Here is a 14,488-nt window from a genome sequence, read left to right on the forward strand (position 1 = left end):
TAAAAAGATCGGGACTCTATGAATAATCGTCTATGAATAGAGACAGCCTATCGCTATAAATTTGAAATAAAAAGCATACGCCGCCAATCAAAAGAATTGCATCCAGCCTAATTTCTGCGATACAATCAAGTCAAAGATAGTCAAAGTCAACCAAGAAATGAGCAGAAACGAGGTGACGAGATGCGGAATATTTCTGACATTATAGAAGGGTATTTGAAGTCGATTATCGAAAAGGAAGATAGTGCTTCTATTGAGATCAAACGGAATGAAATTGCCGAGAGGTTTCAATGCGTTCCTTCGCAAATAAACTATGTAATTAAAACACGCTTCACGGTCGAAAGAGGCTATGCAGTCGAATCGAAACGTGGAGGTGGAGGCTACATTCGGATTTATCGTGTGCAGACGAACTCCCGTAAGGATCTGCTAGAACAAGCATTAGACATCTTAGAAGTAGAAGCGTCCTCCACTATGGCGGAAGATGTAATCTATCGTTTAATTCAAGAAGAAGTAATTTCAGAGCGAGAAGCCAAACTTATGCTAGCCGCGGTTGGTCGTGCGACACTGCGCTACATGTTACCGGAACGTGATGCATTGCGTTCACGTATACTTCGCGCCATGTTAGTTACGTTACTATACGAAGAAGTAGAATGAGGTGGATACAGATGCTTTGTGAAAACTGCAAAGAACGACCTGCAACTGTAGTCTTTAAACAAGAGACGATGAATGGTGTAACCGAAAGGCATTTGTGTGATAAATGTGCATTTTATTCTCAGACATTTTCATTCAGTCCAGATCAAGAACCGTTATCCATTCAACAATTTTTAGCGCACTGGTTAGGCGGCACGGAACTGTTATCGGGGCAAAAGCCGAACGAAGTAGTCGCAGGTCCGGAATGTCCAAATTGTGGTCTGACGTTTCATCGTTTTTTAGACGTCGGAAAATTTGGCTGTGCGACTTGCTATGACACGTTTCGTGAACAATTACCACGTGTGTTTGCTAAATTGCATAATGGTAACTCAAGTCACAGTGGGAAGATACCGGTTTCTCTAAACGAACGTTTTGCTTTGAAAAAGAAGCTGGAAGATATTCGAGTAAAGATGCGGGAAGCAGTAGACAATGAACGCTTTGAAGAAGCTGCGGTTTTACGTGATGAAGCCAATCAAGTCAAACAGCAATTGTCTGATGGAGGTGATGATCAAGATGTCATTTGAAAAATTCATCAAACGTGAACTGGCTGGCTGGATGGTCGCAAAAGGTGAACATTCAGACATCGTTCTATCCACGAGAATCCGTCTGGCGCGCAACTTACAAGATCGGCTATTCCCTATTTGCGCCTCTGAAGAAGAAGCTAAACGTGTCAATGAAGCCGTCGATCAAGCAGTAGCAACGATGGAAGAACACCAATTCGCGGGGATATCGATGGCGGACTTATCATCCCTTGAGCGACAAATTCTAGTGGAAAAACATCTAGTAAGTCCGCAGTTGATTGAACCTGATCGATATGGGTCTGTTCTATTATCTGAAGATGAGACAATTAGCATTATGGTGAACGAAGAGGATCATATTCGCATTCAATGTATTTATCCAGGCTTTCAAATCGATACTGCATACGAACAAGCGGATCATGTGGATAGTGAACTAGAACGTAATCTAGAGTATGCATTCGATGAGACATTTGGTTATTTAACTAGCTGCCCATCGAATACAGGAACGGGCATGCGGGCATCTGTCATGATGCATTTGCCAGCGCTAACCATCACTAAGCAGATTGAGCGTATCATTCCAGCAATCTCGCGGCTAGGTATGGTTGTCCGTGGAAGCTATGGTGAAGGTAGCGAAGCACTCGGTAATATTTATCAAATATCTAATCAAATTACACTAGGTAAATCGGAATCAGAAATTTTGAAGGATTTAGAAAGTATTACGAAACGTTTGATTGCACATGAGAAGAAATCGCGTGAGTTGCTTCTAGCAAAATCTGAAGTGCATTTGGAAAATCGTCTATTCAGATCCCTCGGTACGATTACGCATGCAAGAATTCTTCCTTCAGCAGAAGCGGCTAGATGTTTGTCGGACGTTCGTTTGGGTATTGATTTAGGTATCATCAAAAATATCGACATGGCCATTTTAAATGAATTAATGATTTTTATGCAACCGGGTTTTCTTCAGCGTTACAAGGGGACGGAATTAACATCTGATCAACGAGACGTTCTACGCGCACAATTATTCCGTGATCGCCTTCTAATGGCGAAGTCGACAGTTGAAGAGGATGCGCCTGAAGAGTCATAAGCAAACTTTTTGCAAGATCCTTAATTTAGATTTATAATTAATCAAAGATAGTCAAAGTCAATACAAATGATATGGCTTTTTATGAAGTAGTTTGAATATGTATAGTAATGCGGAGTAAAGCAAGGTTGCTTCAATTGGCATACCATAGAATATATCTACTGATGAAGGAAAGAGGGGAATGGATATGATGTTCAATCGATTTACACAACGTGCACAAAAAGTTTTACAACTTGCTCAAGAAGAGGCGATCCGCTTAAAACATGAATCTATCGGTACGGAGCATATTTTGCTTGGGTTAATCCGAGAAGGTGGCGGAATTGCAGCGAAAGCACTGGAAGCGATTAATGTGAATGCAGATACAATCGAACGTGAAGTGGAGATTCTTGTAGGTGTGGGTTCGAAAGATGTGGGCCCGATCGTTCATTATACGCCGCGCGCAAAACGTGTCATAGAACTTTCAGTTGATGAATCACGTAAATTGGGTCACTCCTATATTGGTACAGAACATATTTTATTAGCTTTGATTCGCGAAGGTGAAGGTGTAGCAGCTCGCGTACTAAATAATGCAGGCGTTAGTTTGAACAAAGCTCGTCAGCAAGTGCTTCAATTGCTTGGCAGTGATGAAAGTTCTGTTGGGAGTACAGCGAACTCAGCTTCAGCTGCAACACCGACTTTGGATAGTTTAGCTAGAGACTTAACTGAAATTGCACGCGAAGGCACGCTTGATCCAGTAATTGGACGAAGCAAAGAGATCATGCGTGTAATTGAAGTGTTAGCCCGTCGTACGAAAAACAACCCTGTGCTCATTGGGGAACCAGGTGTTGGTAAAACGGCGATTGCCGAAGGTTTGGCACAACAAGTCGTGAATAACGAAGTGCCTGAAATCCTACGTGATAAACGCGTCATGACGCTGGATATGGGTACAGTCGTTGCGGGTACGAAATATCGTGGTGAGTTTGAAGATCGTATGAAAAAGGTAATGGAAGAAATCCGTCAAGCAGGGAATATTATTCTCTTCATTGATGAGTTGCATACATTGATCGGTGCAGGTGGAGCGGAAGGTGCGATTGACGCATCTAATATTTTAAAACCTTCACTTGCTCGTGGGGAACTGCAATGTATCGGTGCGACAACACTTGACGAATACCGTAAATATATTGAAAAAGATGCAGCTCTTGAACGCCGTTTCCAACCGATTCAAGTGGATGAACCTACAGTAGACGAAACAATCCAGATTATTAAAGGATTGCGTGACCGCTACGAAGCGCATCACCGTGTGAAGATAACTGACGAAGCTGTTGAAGCAGCTGCGAAAATGTCTGACCGTTATATTTCAGATCGTTTTTTACCGGATAAAGCGATTGACTTGATTGATGAAGCGGGATCAAAAGTCCGACTTCGTTCATATACAACGCCGCCGAATCTAAAAGAGCTAGAAGTAAAGTTGGAAGCCATTCGTTCTGAAAAGAATGCAGCTGTTCAAAGTCAAGAATTTGAAAAAGCCGCTTCATACAGAGATAAAGAACAAAAGATGAAGGAAAAGCTGGAAAAGACGAAGGCAGCTTGGAAAGAGAAGCAAGGAAAGACGGAATCTGAAGTAACAGTTAACGACATCGCGACAGTTGTAGCAATGTGGACAGGGATTCCAGTCGATAAGATTGCTGAAACAGAATCTGCGAAGTTGCTCAATATGGAAGAGATTCTACATGAACGTGTAATCGGTCAAAACGAAGCAGTGCTAGCTATTTCTAAAGCAATTCGCCGTGCTCGTGCGGGATTGAAAGATCCGAAAAGACCAATTGGTTCATTTATCTTCCTTGGTCCAACGGGTGTAGGTAAAACAGAACTAGGTCGTGCACTAGCTGAAGTGATGTTCGGCGATGAAGATGCGATGATTCGTATCGACATGTCAGAGTATATGGAAAAACACGCGACATCACGTCTTGTCGGATCACCTCCAGGGTATGTAGGCTATGAAGAAGGCGGTCAGTTGACGGAGAAAGTTCGCCGTAAGCCATATTCTGTCGTCTTGCTAGATGAAATTGAAAAAGCGCATCCAGATGTTTTCAATATCTTACTGCAAGTATTGGAAGATGGACGTTTAACAGATTCTAAAGGACGAACAGTTGATTTCCGTAACACGGTCATTATCATGACATCTAACGTCGGAGCGACTGAATTGAAGAAGAACCGTTATGTTGGCTTTAATATCGGTGATGCTGATTCTAGTTATGACGATATGAAAGAAAAAATGCTTGCTGAATTGAAGAAAGCATTTAGACCAGAATTCCTAAACCGTGTGGATGATATGATTGTGTTCCACTCCCTTGAAAAAGAACACCTACGTCAAATCGTTAGCTTGATGTCAAATGAGCTGTCTAAGCGATTGGCTGAACAGGACATCGAGTTAGTGTTGACTGAAGCTGCGATGGACAAAATTACCGATGAAGGATATGATCCGGAATATGGTGCGCGTCCACTACGTCGTGCATTACAAAAACATGTTGAGGATCGTTTATCTGAGGAGTTATTAGAAGGTAAAGTTCTGATGGGTGAAAAAGTAGTAATTGATGTGGAAGAGGATAAGTTTGTTGTTAAGACTGAAAAACAAACACAAACTGTAGAAAATTAATTAAATGAAGATCAGGATAGCTCGCTCGCTTGGAATTTCAAAAAGCGTGGCGGGCTGTCCTTTTCGTATTTCAAGAAAGGAGATATCGTATGGCAAAGCGTAAATCGAAGTTTATGTGTCGTTCCTGTGGGTATGAGTCCCCTAAGTGGATGGGGCGCTGTCCAGGTTGTGGGGAATGGAACACAATGGATGAAGAAGTAGAAATCGTACAAAAAGGACCGCGTGGTGCTTTTCAGCATGGAGATAAAGTAAAGCAGAAAGCATTGCCAATCAGCAAAGTTGAAATGGTTGAAGAGCCGCGAGTGAAAACGGAACTAGAAGAATTGAATCGTGTATTAGGTGGAGGAATCGTGCCTGGCTCGCTTATATTGATCGGTGGAGATCCGGGTATCGGTAAATCGACTTTGCTTTTACAAGTTTCCTCATTGCTTGCGAATCAGCAACAGCGCGTACTATATATTTCTGGTGAAGAGTCTATTCGCCAGACGAAATTACGGGCGGAAAGATTAGGTGTGAAGTCGGATGAACTTTATATTTATGCAGAGACCGACCTCGGCATGATTCATGAAACGGTCGATGAAGTTCAGCCGAAATTCGTCATTGTGGACTCTATTCAAACGGTACACCACCCAGAGGTTACATCAGCCCCCGGTAGTGTTTCACAAGTTCGTGAGTGTACAGCGGAGCTGATGAGAATTGCTAAAACGCAAAACATCGCTATTTTTATCGTTGGACATGTGACTAAAGAAGGGCAAATTGCTGGACCAAGATTGCTCGAGCATATGGTAGATACTGTGTTGTATTTTGAAGGGGAACGACATCATACATACCGTATTTTACGTAGCGTGAAAAATCGTTTCGGTTCGACTAACGAGATTGCTATTTTTGAAATGTTACAGTCAGGTTTAAAGGAAGTATTGAACCCGTCCGAATTATTTTTACGAGAACGATCGCAAGGCGGAGCGGGTTCCACCATTGTTGCTTCTATGGAAGGGACTCGTCCAATTCTAGTTGAAATCCAAGCGTTAATGACGGCTTCTAGCTTTAATTATCCAAAACGAATGGCGACCGGACTGGACCAAAACCGCGTGTCGTTACTGATGGCGGTACTTGAAAAGCGAGCGGGTATGCTATTACAGACACAAGATGCGTATATTAAAGTTGCTGGTGGTGTGAAGTTAGATGAACCGGCGATTGATTTAGCGGTCTTGCTGAGCATTGTCTCGAGCTACAAGGACGCCGCAGTCGGTGCGCGAGATTGTTTTGTTGGAGAAGTAGGATTAACAGGTGAGGTTAGACGGGTATCTAGAATAGAACAGCGTGTAACAGAAGCTGCTAAGTTGGGGTTTGATCGAGTCATTATACCAGCTTCAAACCTTGGTGGTTGGGATATCCCGTCCGGCATCGAAGTGGTAGGGGTAGAAACAATTACAGAAGCGCTTGGGATTGCATTTAAATAATGGCAGTTTAATGAAACAATAGGAACCTCTGATTTGATAATATAGTCCTATTATAGATAGTGGGGAATTTTCAGAAGTTCCTCACTTAACCTAAGCGACTAAGTGTAATTCGTTGTATACTAATAGGAAGGAAAAGGAGGTGGGAAAATATGTTGAACAGAGCGGTTCAAGTTTCTTTTCTTTTAATTGGAGGAACTCTTGGTGTTTTATTTTTGCCGCACTTATTTGCTATGTTTGCATTTACATCAAAACCCATAATTAATAATGCATACGTAGAGGCCGTTTTAGGAGCCATTATTCTATATTTATTAAGCTTATTTTTAACAGAACCGATTGTGAATTTTATTAAATGGATTGAAGAGCGACTTTTGAAAGCGCCAATTATGGATCTATTGTTTGGAACCATAGGGTTAATTGGAGGTTTGAGTGTTGCATTCTTATTTAGTTTTGGTTTGAATGCTATTGATATTCCTGTAATTTCGTCCGTATTACCGGTCTTACTATCTATTCTTTTAGGCTATTTAGGATTCCAAGTTGGATTTAAAAAGCGTGAAGAGTTTATCGGCGCCATGTCTAGTATGCGTAATACGACGAAAAAGAAAGAGCTTGTGGAAACTACAGAGCCCATGGCACCACAAAAAGACGTCTATAAATTATTGGACACAAGCGTTATTATTGATGGAAGAATCGCGGACATTGTAGCGACTGGATTTTTACAAGGGATTTTAGTCGTTCCGCAATTTGTGTTGACTGAACTTCAACATATAGCGGATTCATCAGATACGCTAAAACGAACGAAGGGCCGACGTGGATTAGACATACTTAAACGTCTCCAAACCGACGATGGCCCACACGTTTTGATTACAGATGAAGATATACCGAGCGTTGCAGAGGTTGATTTGAAACTTGTGAAACTAGCGAAAAAAATGCAGGGTCTTGTGGTGACAAATGACTTTAATTTGAATAAAGTATCTGATCTACATGGTGTGGCGGTATTGAATATTAATGATTTAGCTAATGCGGTAAAGCCGGTCGTTATTCCAGGTGAAGAAATGCATGTAGTTGTGATCAAAGATGGTAAAGAGCATAATCAGGGTGTGGCTTATTTGGATGATGGGACGATGATTGTTATTGAAGAGGGTAGGTCACATATCGGCCAGGCAATTGATGTTGTGGTGACGAGTGTCCTGCAAACATCTGCCGGAAGAATGATCTTTGCGAAGCCGAAAGGTCGATGAATTTATGAAGGAAAGCAGAGGAACGAATGTGAAATATACAGTGATGATTCCGGCTGCAGGTAGCGGTAAACGCATGGGCGCCGGACAAAATAAACTTTTCTTAAAAATTGGCGAACATCCTATTCTGTATCATACAGTTCGTGTGTTTCAACAAGATCCTCAATGCGAAGGAATTATTATCGCGGTAAAACCTGAAGAGCAGACGGTTATTCAAGAGATTCTTGAACAGCCTGAAAGTATTACGTTTGTTGAAGGTGGAGGCGAGCGACAGGACAGCGTTGCAGCATGTATTGCAGCGTATAAAGGCAACGGCATCGTGCTTGTGCATGATGCTGCGAGACCTTTCCTGAAGTCGTCTGTCATAGGTGATTTAGTCAACGCCGCGAATGACAAAGGTGCTGCAATTGCGGCGGTAAAAGTAAAGGATACGATTAAGTATGCGGAAAACGGCACGGTACAGCAAACGGTAGATCGGGAAAAGTTATGGATGGTTCAGACACCCCAAGCCTTTCGTTATGAATTGTTAAAAGAAGCATCTGATCAAGCTATTCGAGATGGTTTTCTAGGCACCGATGAATCGATGCTTGTAGAACGTCTTGGGCATAGCGTGCAAATTGTGGAAAGCTCATATGATAATGTAAAAATGACAACACAGGAAGATCTAGCGATAGGCGAAATCTTGCTGGCGAGAAGAAAGTAGGATGGACGATGTTTAGAATTGGACAAGGTTTTGATGTACACGCATTTGCAGAAGGAAGACCACTCATTATTGGAGGGATTACAATCCCGCATACGAAAGGGTTAATCGGTCACTCCGATGCAGACGTTTTATTGCATACTGTTACTGATGCGGCGCTTGGAGCTATCGGGAAAGTAGATATAGGTACACATTTTCCAGATACAGATGATGCTTTTAAAGACGCGGACTCTGCCATATTACTTGAAAAAGTATGGAAGATGGTAAAAGAGGAAGGCTACCGCTTAGGCAATATCGATTGTACGATCATAGCTCAGCGACCGAAAATGGCACCCTATATAGGTGAAATCCGTCAACGCGTAGCAGAATTGCTTGAAGCTGATTTATCGCAAGTGAATGTCAAAGCAACGACTACGGAGCGTCTAGGCTTCCCAGGACGTGAAGAAGGTATCGCGGCGATGGCGACAATCTTACTAATGAAAAACCAGTGACTTTCAAAACTTTCTACAGAGTGCTAAAATAGATAGGAAATTACGCCAAGGTGTAATAGAACTAGAACGGAGAGGTAAATTTATGACACAAGAAGTACGTGTGCGTTACGCACCAAGTCCAACAGGCCAATTACATATCGGTGGTGCACGGACCGCTTTATTCAACTACCTATATGCTCGCCATTATGATGGAAAGTTCATCATTCGAATTGAAGATACAGATACAGAACGAAATATTGAGGGCGGCGAATTGTCGCAGTTAGAAAACTTAACGTGGCTAGGCATCCGTCATGATGAATCTATCGATATTGGTGGTGAATATGGACCGTATCGCCAAACAGAGCGTTTAGATTTATATAAGAAATATGCAGATGAAATGCTAGAGCAAGGAAATGCATACAAATGCTTCTGTACACCTGAAGAATTAGAAGAGAAACGTGATGCTCAAAAAGCAGCAGGTGTTGCAGCTCCGATGTATGATGGCACATGCCGTCATTTAACAGCAGAGCAAGTAGAAGAAAAAGAAGCAGCTGGTCTCTCTTATAGTATTCGCATGCGTGTACCTGAAGATGTAACGTATACAATCGAGGACTTAGTTCGAGGTACAGTAACGTTCGAATCTAAGGATATCGGCGATTGGGTTATGGTCAAAACAAACGGTATTCCAACGTACAACTATGCGGTAGTAGTGGATGATCACTTGATGAAAATTACTCACGTATTCCGTGGAGAAGAGCATTTGACAAATACACCGAAGCAGTTAATGGTGTTTGATGTGTTCGGTTGGGAGCATCCGCGATTCGGTCATATGACATTAATCGTTAATGAAGATCGTAAAAAACTTTCAAAACGTGATGAATCAATCATTCAATTCATCACACAATATAAAGAGTTAGGGTATTTACCTGAAGCGATGTTCAACTTCTTTGCATTGCTCGGTTGGTCACCAGGTGGGGAAGAGGAAATCTTCTCGCATGATGAACTAGTTGAGTTATTTGATGAAACTCGTTTGTCTAAATCACCATCTATGTTCGATACGCATAAGCTAACATGGGTGAACAACCAGTATATTAAGAAATTATCGCTTGATGAAGTGATTGACTTAACGTTACCGCATCTACAAGCCGCAGATCTTGTCTCGAAAGAAATGACTGCTGAAGAACAAGCGTGGGTACACGACTTAATTGCTTTATATCATGGGCAATTAAGCTTCGGAGCTGAAATTGTTGAGCTGTCTGCCCAGTTCTTCACCGATGTAGTTGAATATGATGAAGCAGCACAGGAAATTTTAGCGGGTGAACAAGTGCCAGAAGTGATGGCTTCATTGAAGCAACAACTAGAAGCACTTGAAACATTCGACGCACCATCTATCAAAGCGGCAATTAAAGCTGTTCAAAAAGAAACAGGACACAAAGGTAAGAATTTATTCATGCCTGTCCGTGTGGTAGCAACTGGTCAAACATCGGGACCTGAATTACCAGACTCCATCGCATTGATTGGTAAGAAGAAGATTATCGAACGCGTCGAAAGATTTGCAAAATAATCAATATTGACTTTTTTGCAATTGTGTGTAAAATGAACATACTATGAATTTGCATATGAAAAGCGTTGAGAAGGAGAGTATATGTTGAATGCTCTATAGAGAGGGTCATCTAGGCTGGAAATGACCTGAGCTAATTCAACATAGAAATGCACCTTTGAGCGATGAGCTGAACAGTGTAGTAGGCCCATACGTATAGTCTGCGTTAAAGACCTTAAGCGGGGAGATATATGTCTCCCAAGCGGAGTGGAACCACGCAAACTATGCGCCTCTGTCATCATAAATGACAGGGGCGCTATTTTTAATTCAATAGCGGAAAGCGTCGTTTAACCTAAGGATTTATATAAAAAGGGGGAAGTTCATTGTTTAAACGTATGAAAGAAGATATCCACTGCATTTTCGAGCAAGATCCAGCTGCTCGCAGCACGGTTGAAGTAATTTTGACGTATTCAGGGCTCCATGCTATTTGGTTACATCGTGTAGCGCATGCTTTCTACAAACGAAATCTTCGTTTTCTCGCTCGTGTTGTCTCGCAGGTCAGCAGATTTTTCACGGGTATCGAAATTCATCCGGGGGCAGTGATTGGAAGAAGACTCTTTATTGACCATGGGATGGGTGTAGTCATCGGAGAGACATGTGAAATTGGAGACGATGTCACGCTATATCAAGGTGTAACACTAGGTGGAACGGGTAAAGAAGGTGGGAAGCGACACCCGACATTATGTGATAATGTATTAGTCGCATCAGGTGCCAAAGTTCTTGGGTCGATTACGATTGGAGAAAACAGCAAAGTGGGCGCTGGATCCGTTATTCTTAAAGAAGTGCCACCGAACTCAACAGTTGTTGGAATACCTGGTAAAATAGTCATTTCAAACGGTGTTCGTGTGAATGATAAATTAGACCATACATTGCAAGACCCTATATCTGATGAAATCAAACGCTTAGAACAGCAAATTCAAGAATTACAGCTGCGGACACAACAGCTGGAAACAATGAACGGAAAAAAGGGAGATTTACATGAGCATTCAACTTTATAACACATTGACTCGGAAAAAAGAGAAGTTCGTTCCGATAGAAGAAGGAAAGGTCAAAATGTACGTCTGTGGCCCGACTGTCTATAACTATATTCATATTGGGAACGCACGGCCGGTTATCGCTTTTGATACCGTCCGTCGTTACTTAGAATACCGTGGATATGAAGTAAACTACGTTTCAAACTTTACCGATGTAGACGACAAAATTATTAAAGCGGCAAACGAATTGAATGAAGAAGTTGGAGAGCTGACGGAGCGTTTTATTCAAGCGTATTTTGAGGATGTCCATGCGCTTGGCTGTGGGAAAGCGACAGTTCACCCGCGTGTAACGGAACATATTGAAGATATCGTGAAGTTTATTCAATTACTAATTGAAAAAGGGTTTGCGTACGAATCCAATGGCGATGTCTATTACCATACGCGTGAATTTGAGGGGTACGGTAAGTTGTCCCACCAATCCATTGACGAATTGAAGGTTGGCGCGCGTATCGAAGAAAATGCGATTAAATCGGACCCGCTGGATTTTGCACTTTGGAAAGCTGCTAAAGAAGGCGAAATTTCATGGAACAGTCCGTGGGGAGAAGGGCGTCCAGGTTGGCATATTGAATGTTCTGTTATGGCTAGAGAACATCTTGGCGACACGATTGACATTCACGCGGGCGGTCAAGATTTAACATTCCCGCATCACGAAAATGAGATAGCGCAATCTGAAGCGGCAACGGGTAAGACATTTGCTAATTATTGGATGCATAATGGGTATATTAATATCGACAATGAAAAGATGTCTAAATCCCTTGGAAACTTCATTTTAGTACATGATATTCGTAAGCAAATCGATCCGAAAGTTCTTCGTTTCTTCATGCTTTCTGTACATTATCGTCACCCTGTCAACTTTGCACAAGATTTAGTGGAGAGTGCAGCGAATGGGCTTGAGCGAATTCAGACGGCGTACAATAACTTGCAGCATAGACTTACTGTTTCTGCTGATTTAGCGGAGGATTCAAAACTGTGGATCACAGGTATTGAAGAACAGGTTAAGGCGTTTGAAACTGCGATGGACGATGACTTCAATACTGCGAATGCTATTGCGGTTATTTTCGAATTATCGAAACAAGCAAATATCTATTTACTAGAAAAAAATACAGATTCTCGCGTGTTGCAACGATTTATCGAAGTTTTTGATTTGTTAATGGGTGTGCTCGGCTTACCTTTCGAAACTGCGGATGAATTAGTAGATGAGGAAATTGATGCACTTATCCAAGAGCGTTTAGATGCGCGCAAAAACCGTGATTTTGCACGAGCAGATGAAATTCGCGATGAGTTGAAAGCGGTGGGTATTGTGCTAGAAGATACAGCGCAAGGTACTCGCTGGAAAAGAGGGTAATTGCGTGGGTAATTTGCGTGATATAGACGTTAAACAACTTAATGCCCTCGCTCTTGCGTATATGGGGGATGCAGTGTACGAACAAGCAGTTAGAGAACATTTATTGCGAAGTGGTCGTGTGAAACCACAAATTTTGCATAAAGAGGCTACGCGTTTTGTCTCTGCCAAAGCCCAGGCACGAATAATTATGACGATGAAAGAAAAAAAGTTGCTGACAGAGGAAGAAGAGGCCGTGATGCGCCGCGGTCGTAATGCGAAAGCGGGCTCTGTCCCTAAAAACACGGATATTACTACGTACAATTATAGTTCTGCGTTCGAAGCGGTCCTAGGGTATGTGTATCTTTTGAACCGACAACAACGTCTTGCGGAACTAATAGCTGAAGCGATTCGTTACGTAGAACATCCTGAGGAGGAAATGCTATGACGGAGCAAGAAGTTGAACTGATTGGCGGTAGAAATCCAGTTGTTGAAGCATTACGGTCTGGTCGACAACTAAATAAAATATGGGTAGCGGAAGGAGTCAACAAGAAAAGCATTGGAGAAATCATGAAGCTTGCGAAAGAAGCGGGAGTGGTCGTTCAGACATCTCCTAAACAAAAACTTGATGGCATGACAGATGTTAGTCATCAAGGGATTGTTGCTTCGGTAGCAGCATACGATTACGCTGAATTGGATGATTTATTCGCAGTTGCGAAAGAGAGGAAGCAAGATCCTTTCTTCATCATTCTGGATGAACTCGAAGATCCTCATAACTTAGGTTCTATTTTGCGAACCGCAGATGCTTCCGGTGTTCATGGAATCATTATTCCGAAAAGAAGAGCGGTTGGTTTGACGGGGGTTGTAGCGAAAGCGTCAACAGGTGCAATTGAACATATCCCGGTTGTGCGAGTAAATAATTTAGCGCAAACAGTGGAAGATTTAAAAAAACGTGGGGTGTGGATAGCTGGAACGGATGCAGCTAATTCAACTGATTATCGCCATATGGATGCAACATTACCACTAGCTATCATTATCGGCAGTGAAGGCAAAGGTATGTCAAGAATCTTACGAGAGAAGTGTGATTTTCTTTACAGTTTGCCTATGGTTGGACAAGTAACCTCATTGAATGCTTCGGTGGCGGCAGCCTTGCTGATGTATGAAGTTTTACGAAAGCGCCAATCTTCCCAGGCTCCATCATGAAAAAAGATGTGCTACTCGTCGATGGCTACAATATCATCGGGGCATGGCCAGAATTACAAGAGCTGAAAAAAGAAGATTTCGCACAAGCGCGAGATCGTTTAATAGAGCGAATGGCAGAATTCCAAGCGAACAAAGGATGGCGTGTCATTGTTGTGTTCGACGCACATTTGGTTCCAGGTATTGAAAAGCGTAAGAAACAATACCGTGTAGAAGTGGTATTTACGAGAGAAAATGAAACTGCGGATGAGCGAATTGAAAAACTTGTATCAGAATTATCGAATCGATTGACGCAAATCCACGTCGCAACTTCCGATCTGGTAGAGCAATGGGTTGTGTTTGCGCAAGGTGCACTTCGAATATCTGCCCGTGAACTAGAAATTGCAATGAAAGAAGTCGATTATTTAATTGCCCAGAGTGTTAGGAATTCCAGAGAAGAGCGGCCTCTTTCGAAGATACCGTTGTCAGAAGAAGTTGCTACTGCATTTGAAAAAATGAGGCGTGGAGAACAATGAGCGGTTGACGGAAAAAAGTTCCACGTCTATAC

Annotated in this window: 14 protein-coding genes and 1 other annotated feature; all 14 genes read left to right on the forward strand. The window is 42.3% G+C overall.

Going from position 1 to position 14,488, the window contains the following annotated elements:
• Window positions 1–180 precede the first annotated feature (180 nt).
• The 14 genes from ORD22_RS03495 (at window position 181) to ORD22_RS03560 (ending at window position 14,456) form a co-directional block, all read left to right on the forward strand.
• A complete protein-coding gene (locus ORD22_RS03495; RefSeq protein ID WP_317644496.1) occupies window positions 181–651 on the forward strand; it encodes a CtsR family transcriptional regulator in 471 nt (156 codons plus the stop codon).
• Window positions 648–1,211, forward strand: a complete 564-nt coding sequence (locus tag ORD22_RS03500) for a UvrB/UvrC motif-containing protein (protein WP_317644497.1) — start codon at window positions 648–650, stop codon at window positions 1,209–1,211. The genes ORD22_RS03495 and ORD22_RS03500 overlap by 4 nt, the downstream gene beginning before the upstream one ends.
• A complete protein-coding gene (gene mcsB / locus ORD22_RS03505; RefSeq protein WP_317644498.1) occupies window positions 1,201–2,289 on the forward strand; it encodes a protein-arginine kinase McsB in 1,089 nt (362 codons plus the stop codon). The genes ORD22_RS03500 and mcsB overlap by 11 nt, the downstream gene beginning before the upstream one ends.
• Window positions 2,290–2,473: 184 nt before the next feature.
• Window positions 2,474–4,921, forward strand: a complete 2,448-nt coding sequence (locus ORD22_RS03510; RefSeq protein ID WP_317644595.1) for an ATP-dependent Clp protease ATP-binding subunit — start codon at window positions 2,474–2,476, stop codon at window positions 4,919–4,921.
• Between the two features lie 89 nt (window positions 4,922–5,010).
• Window positions 5,011–6,381 (forward strand): DNA repair protein RadA, encoded by a 1,371-nt coding sequence (gene radA / locus ORD22_RS03515; RefSeq protein ID WP_317644499.1) that lies wholly within the window; start codon window positions 5,011–5,013, stop codon window positions 6,379–6,381.
• Between the two features lie 149 nt (window positions 6,382–6,530).
• The gene (locus ORD22_RS03520) at window positions 6,531–7,619 is read left to right on the forward strand and encodes a PIN/TRAM domain-containing protein (RefSeq protein ID WP_317644500.1); all 1,089 of its coding nucleotides are present in this window, start codon (window positions 6,531–6,533) and stop codon (window positions 7,617–7,619) included.
• 28 nt (window positions 7,620–7,647) lie between these two features.
• The gene (ispD, locus tag ORD22_RS03525; RefSeq protein ID WP_317644596.1) at window positions 7,648–8,319 is read left to right on the forward strand and encodes a 2-C-methyl-D-erythritol 4-phosphate cytidylyltransferase; all 672 of its coding nucleotides are present in this window, start codon (window positions 7,648–7,650) and stop codon (window positions 8,317–8,319) included.
• Window positions 8,320–8,327: 8 nt separating this feature from the next.
• Window positions 8,328–8,807, forward strand: coding sequence for a 2-C-methyl-D-erythritol 2,4-cyclodiphosphate synthase (gene ispF, locus ORD22_RS03530; protein WP_317644501.1), 480 nt, complete (start codon window positions 8,328–8,330; stop codon window positions 8,805–8,807).
• Between the two features lie 82 nt (window positions 8,808–8,889).
• Window positions 8,890–10,350, forward strand: a complete 1,461-nt coding sequence (gltX, locus tag ORD22_RS03535) for a glutamate--tRNA ligase (RefSeq protein WP_317644502.1) — start codon at window positions 8,890–8,892, stop codon at window positions 10,348–10,350.
• Window positions 10,351–10,406: 56 nt separating this feature from the next.
• Window positions 10,407–10,623 (forward strand) — a binding site (T-box leader).
• A gap of 86 nt (window positions 10,624–10,709) precedes the next feature.
• Entirely contained in the window at window positions 10,710–11,384 is a 675-nt protein-coding gene (cysE, locus tag ORD22_RS03540) for a serine O-acetyltransferase (protein WP_317644503.1), read from the forward strand.
• On the forward strand, window positions 11,365–12,765 hold the full coding sequence (cysS, locus tag ORD22_RS03545) for a cysteine--tRNA ligase (RefSeq protein ID WP_317644504.1): 1,401 nt from the start codon (window positions 11,365–11,367) through the stop codon (window positions 12,763–12,765). The genes cysE and cysS overlap by 20 nt, the downstream gene beginning before the upstream one ends.
• 4 nt (window positions 12,766–12,769) lie before the next feature.
• The gene (locus ORD22_RS03550) at window positions 12,770–13,189 is read left to right on the forward strand and encodes a Mini-ribonuclease 3 (protein ID WP_317644505.1); all 420 of its coding nucleotides are present in this window, start codon (window positions 12,770–12,772) and stop codon (window positions 13,187–13,189) included.
• Window positions 13,186–13,944: a 23S rRNA (guanosine(2251)-2'-O)-methyltransferase RlmB gene (gene rlmB, locus ORD22_RS03555; RefSeq protein WP_317644507.1), complete on the forward strand. Its 759-nt coding sequence runs from the start codon at window positions 13,186–13,188 to the stop codon at window positions 13,942–13,944. Before ORD22_RS03550 ends, rlmB begins: the two co-directional genes overlap by 4 nt.
• Window positions 13,941–14,456 carry an NYN domain-containing protein gene (locus ORD22_RS03560; protein WP_317644509.1) on the forward strand — a complete coding sequence of 172 codons (516 nt, stop codon included), beginning with the start codon at window positions 13,941–13,943 and terminating at the stop codon, window positions 14,454–14,456. Before rlmB ends, ORD22_RS03560 begins: the two co-directional genes overlap by 4 nt.
• Window positions 14,457–14,488: the final 32 nt, after the last annotated feature.

It is taken from the genome of Sporosarcina sp. GW1-11 (genome assembly GCF_033088395.1).
Taxonomy (GTDB): domain Bacteria; phylum Bacillota; class Bacilli; order Bacillales_A; family Planococcaceae; genus Sporosarcina.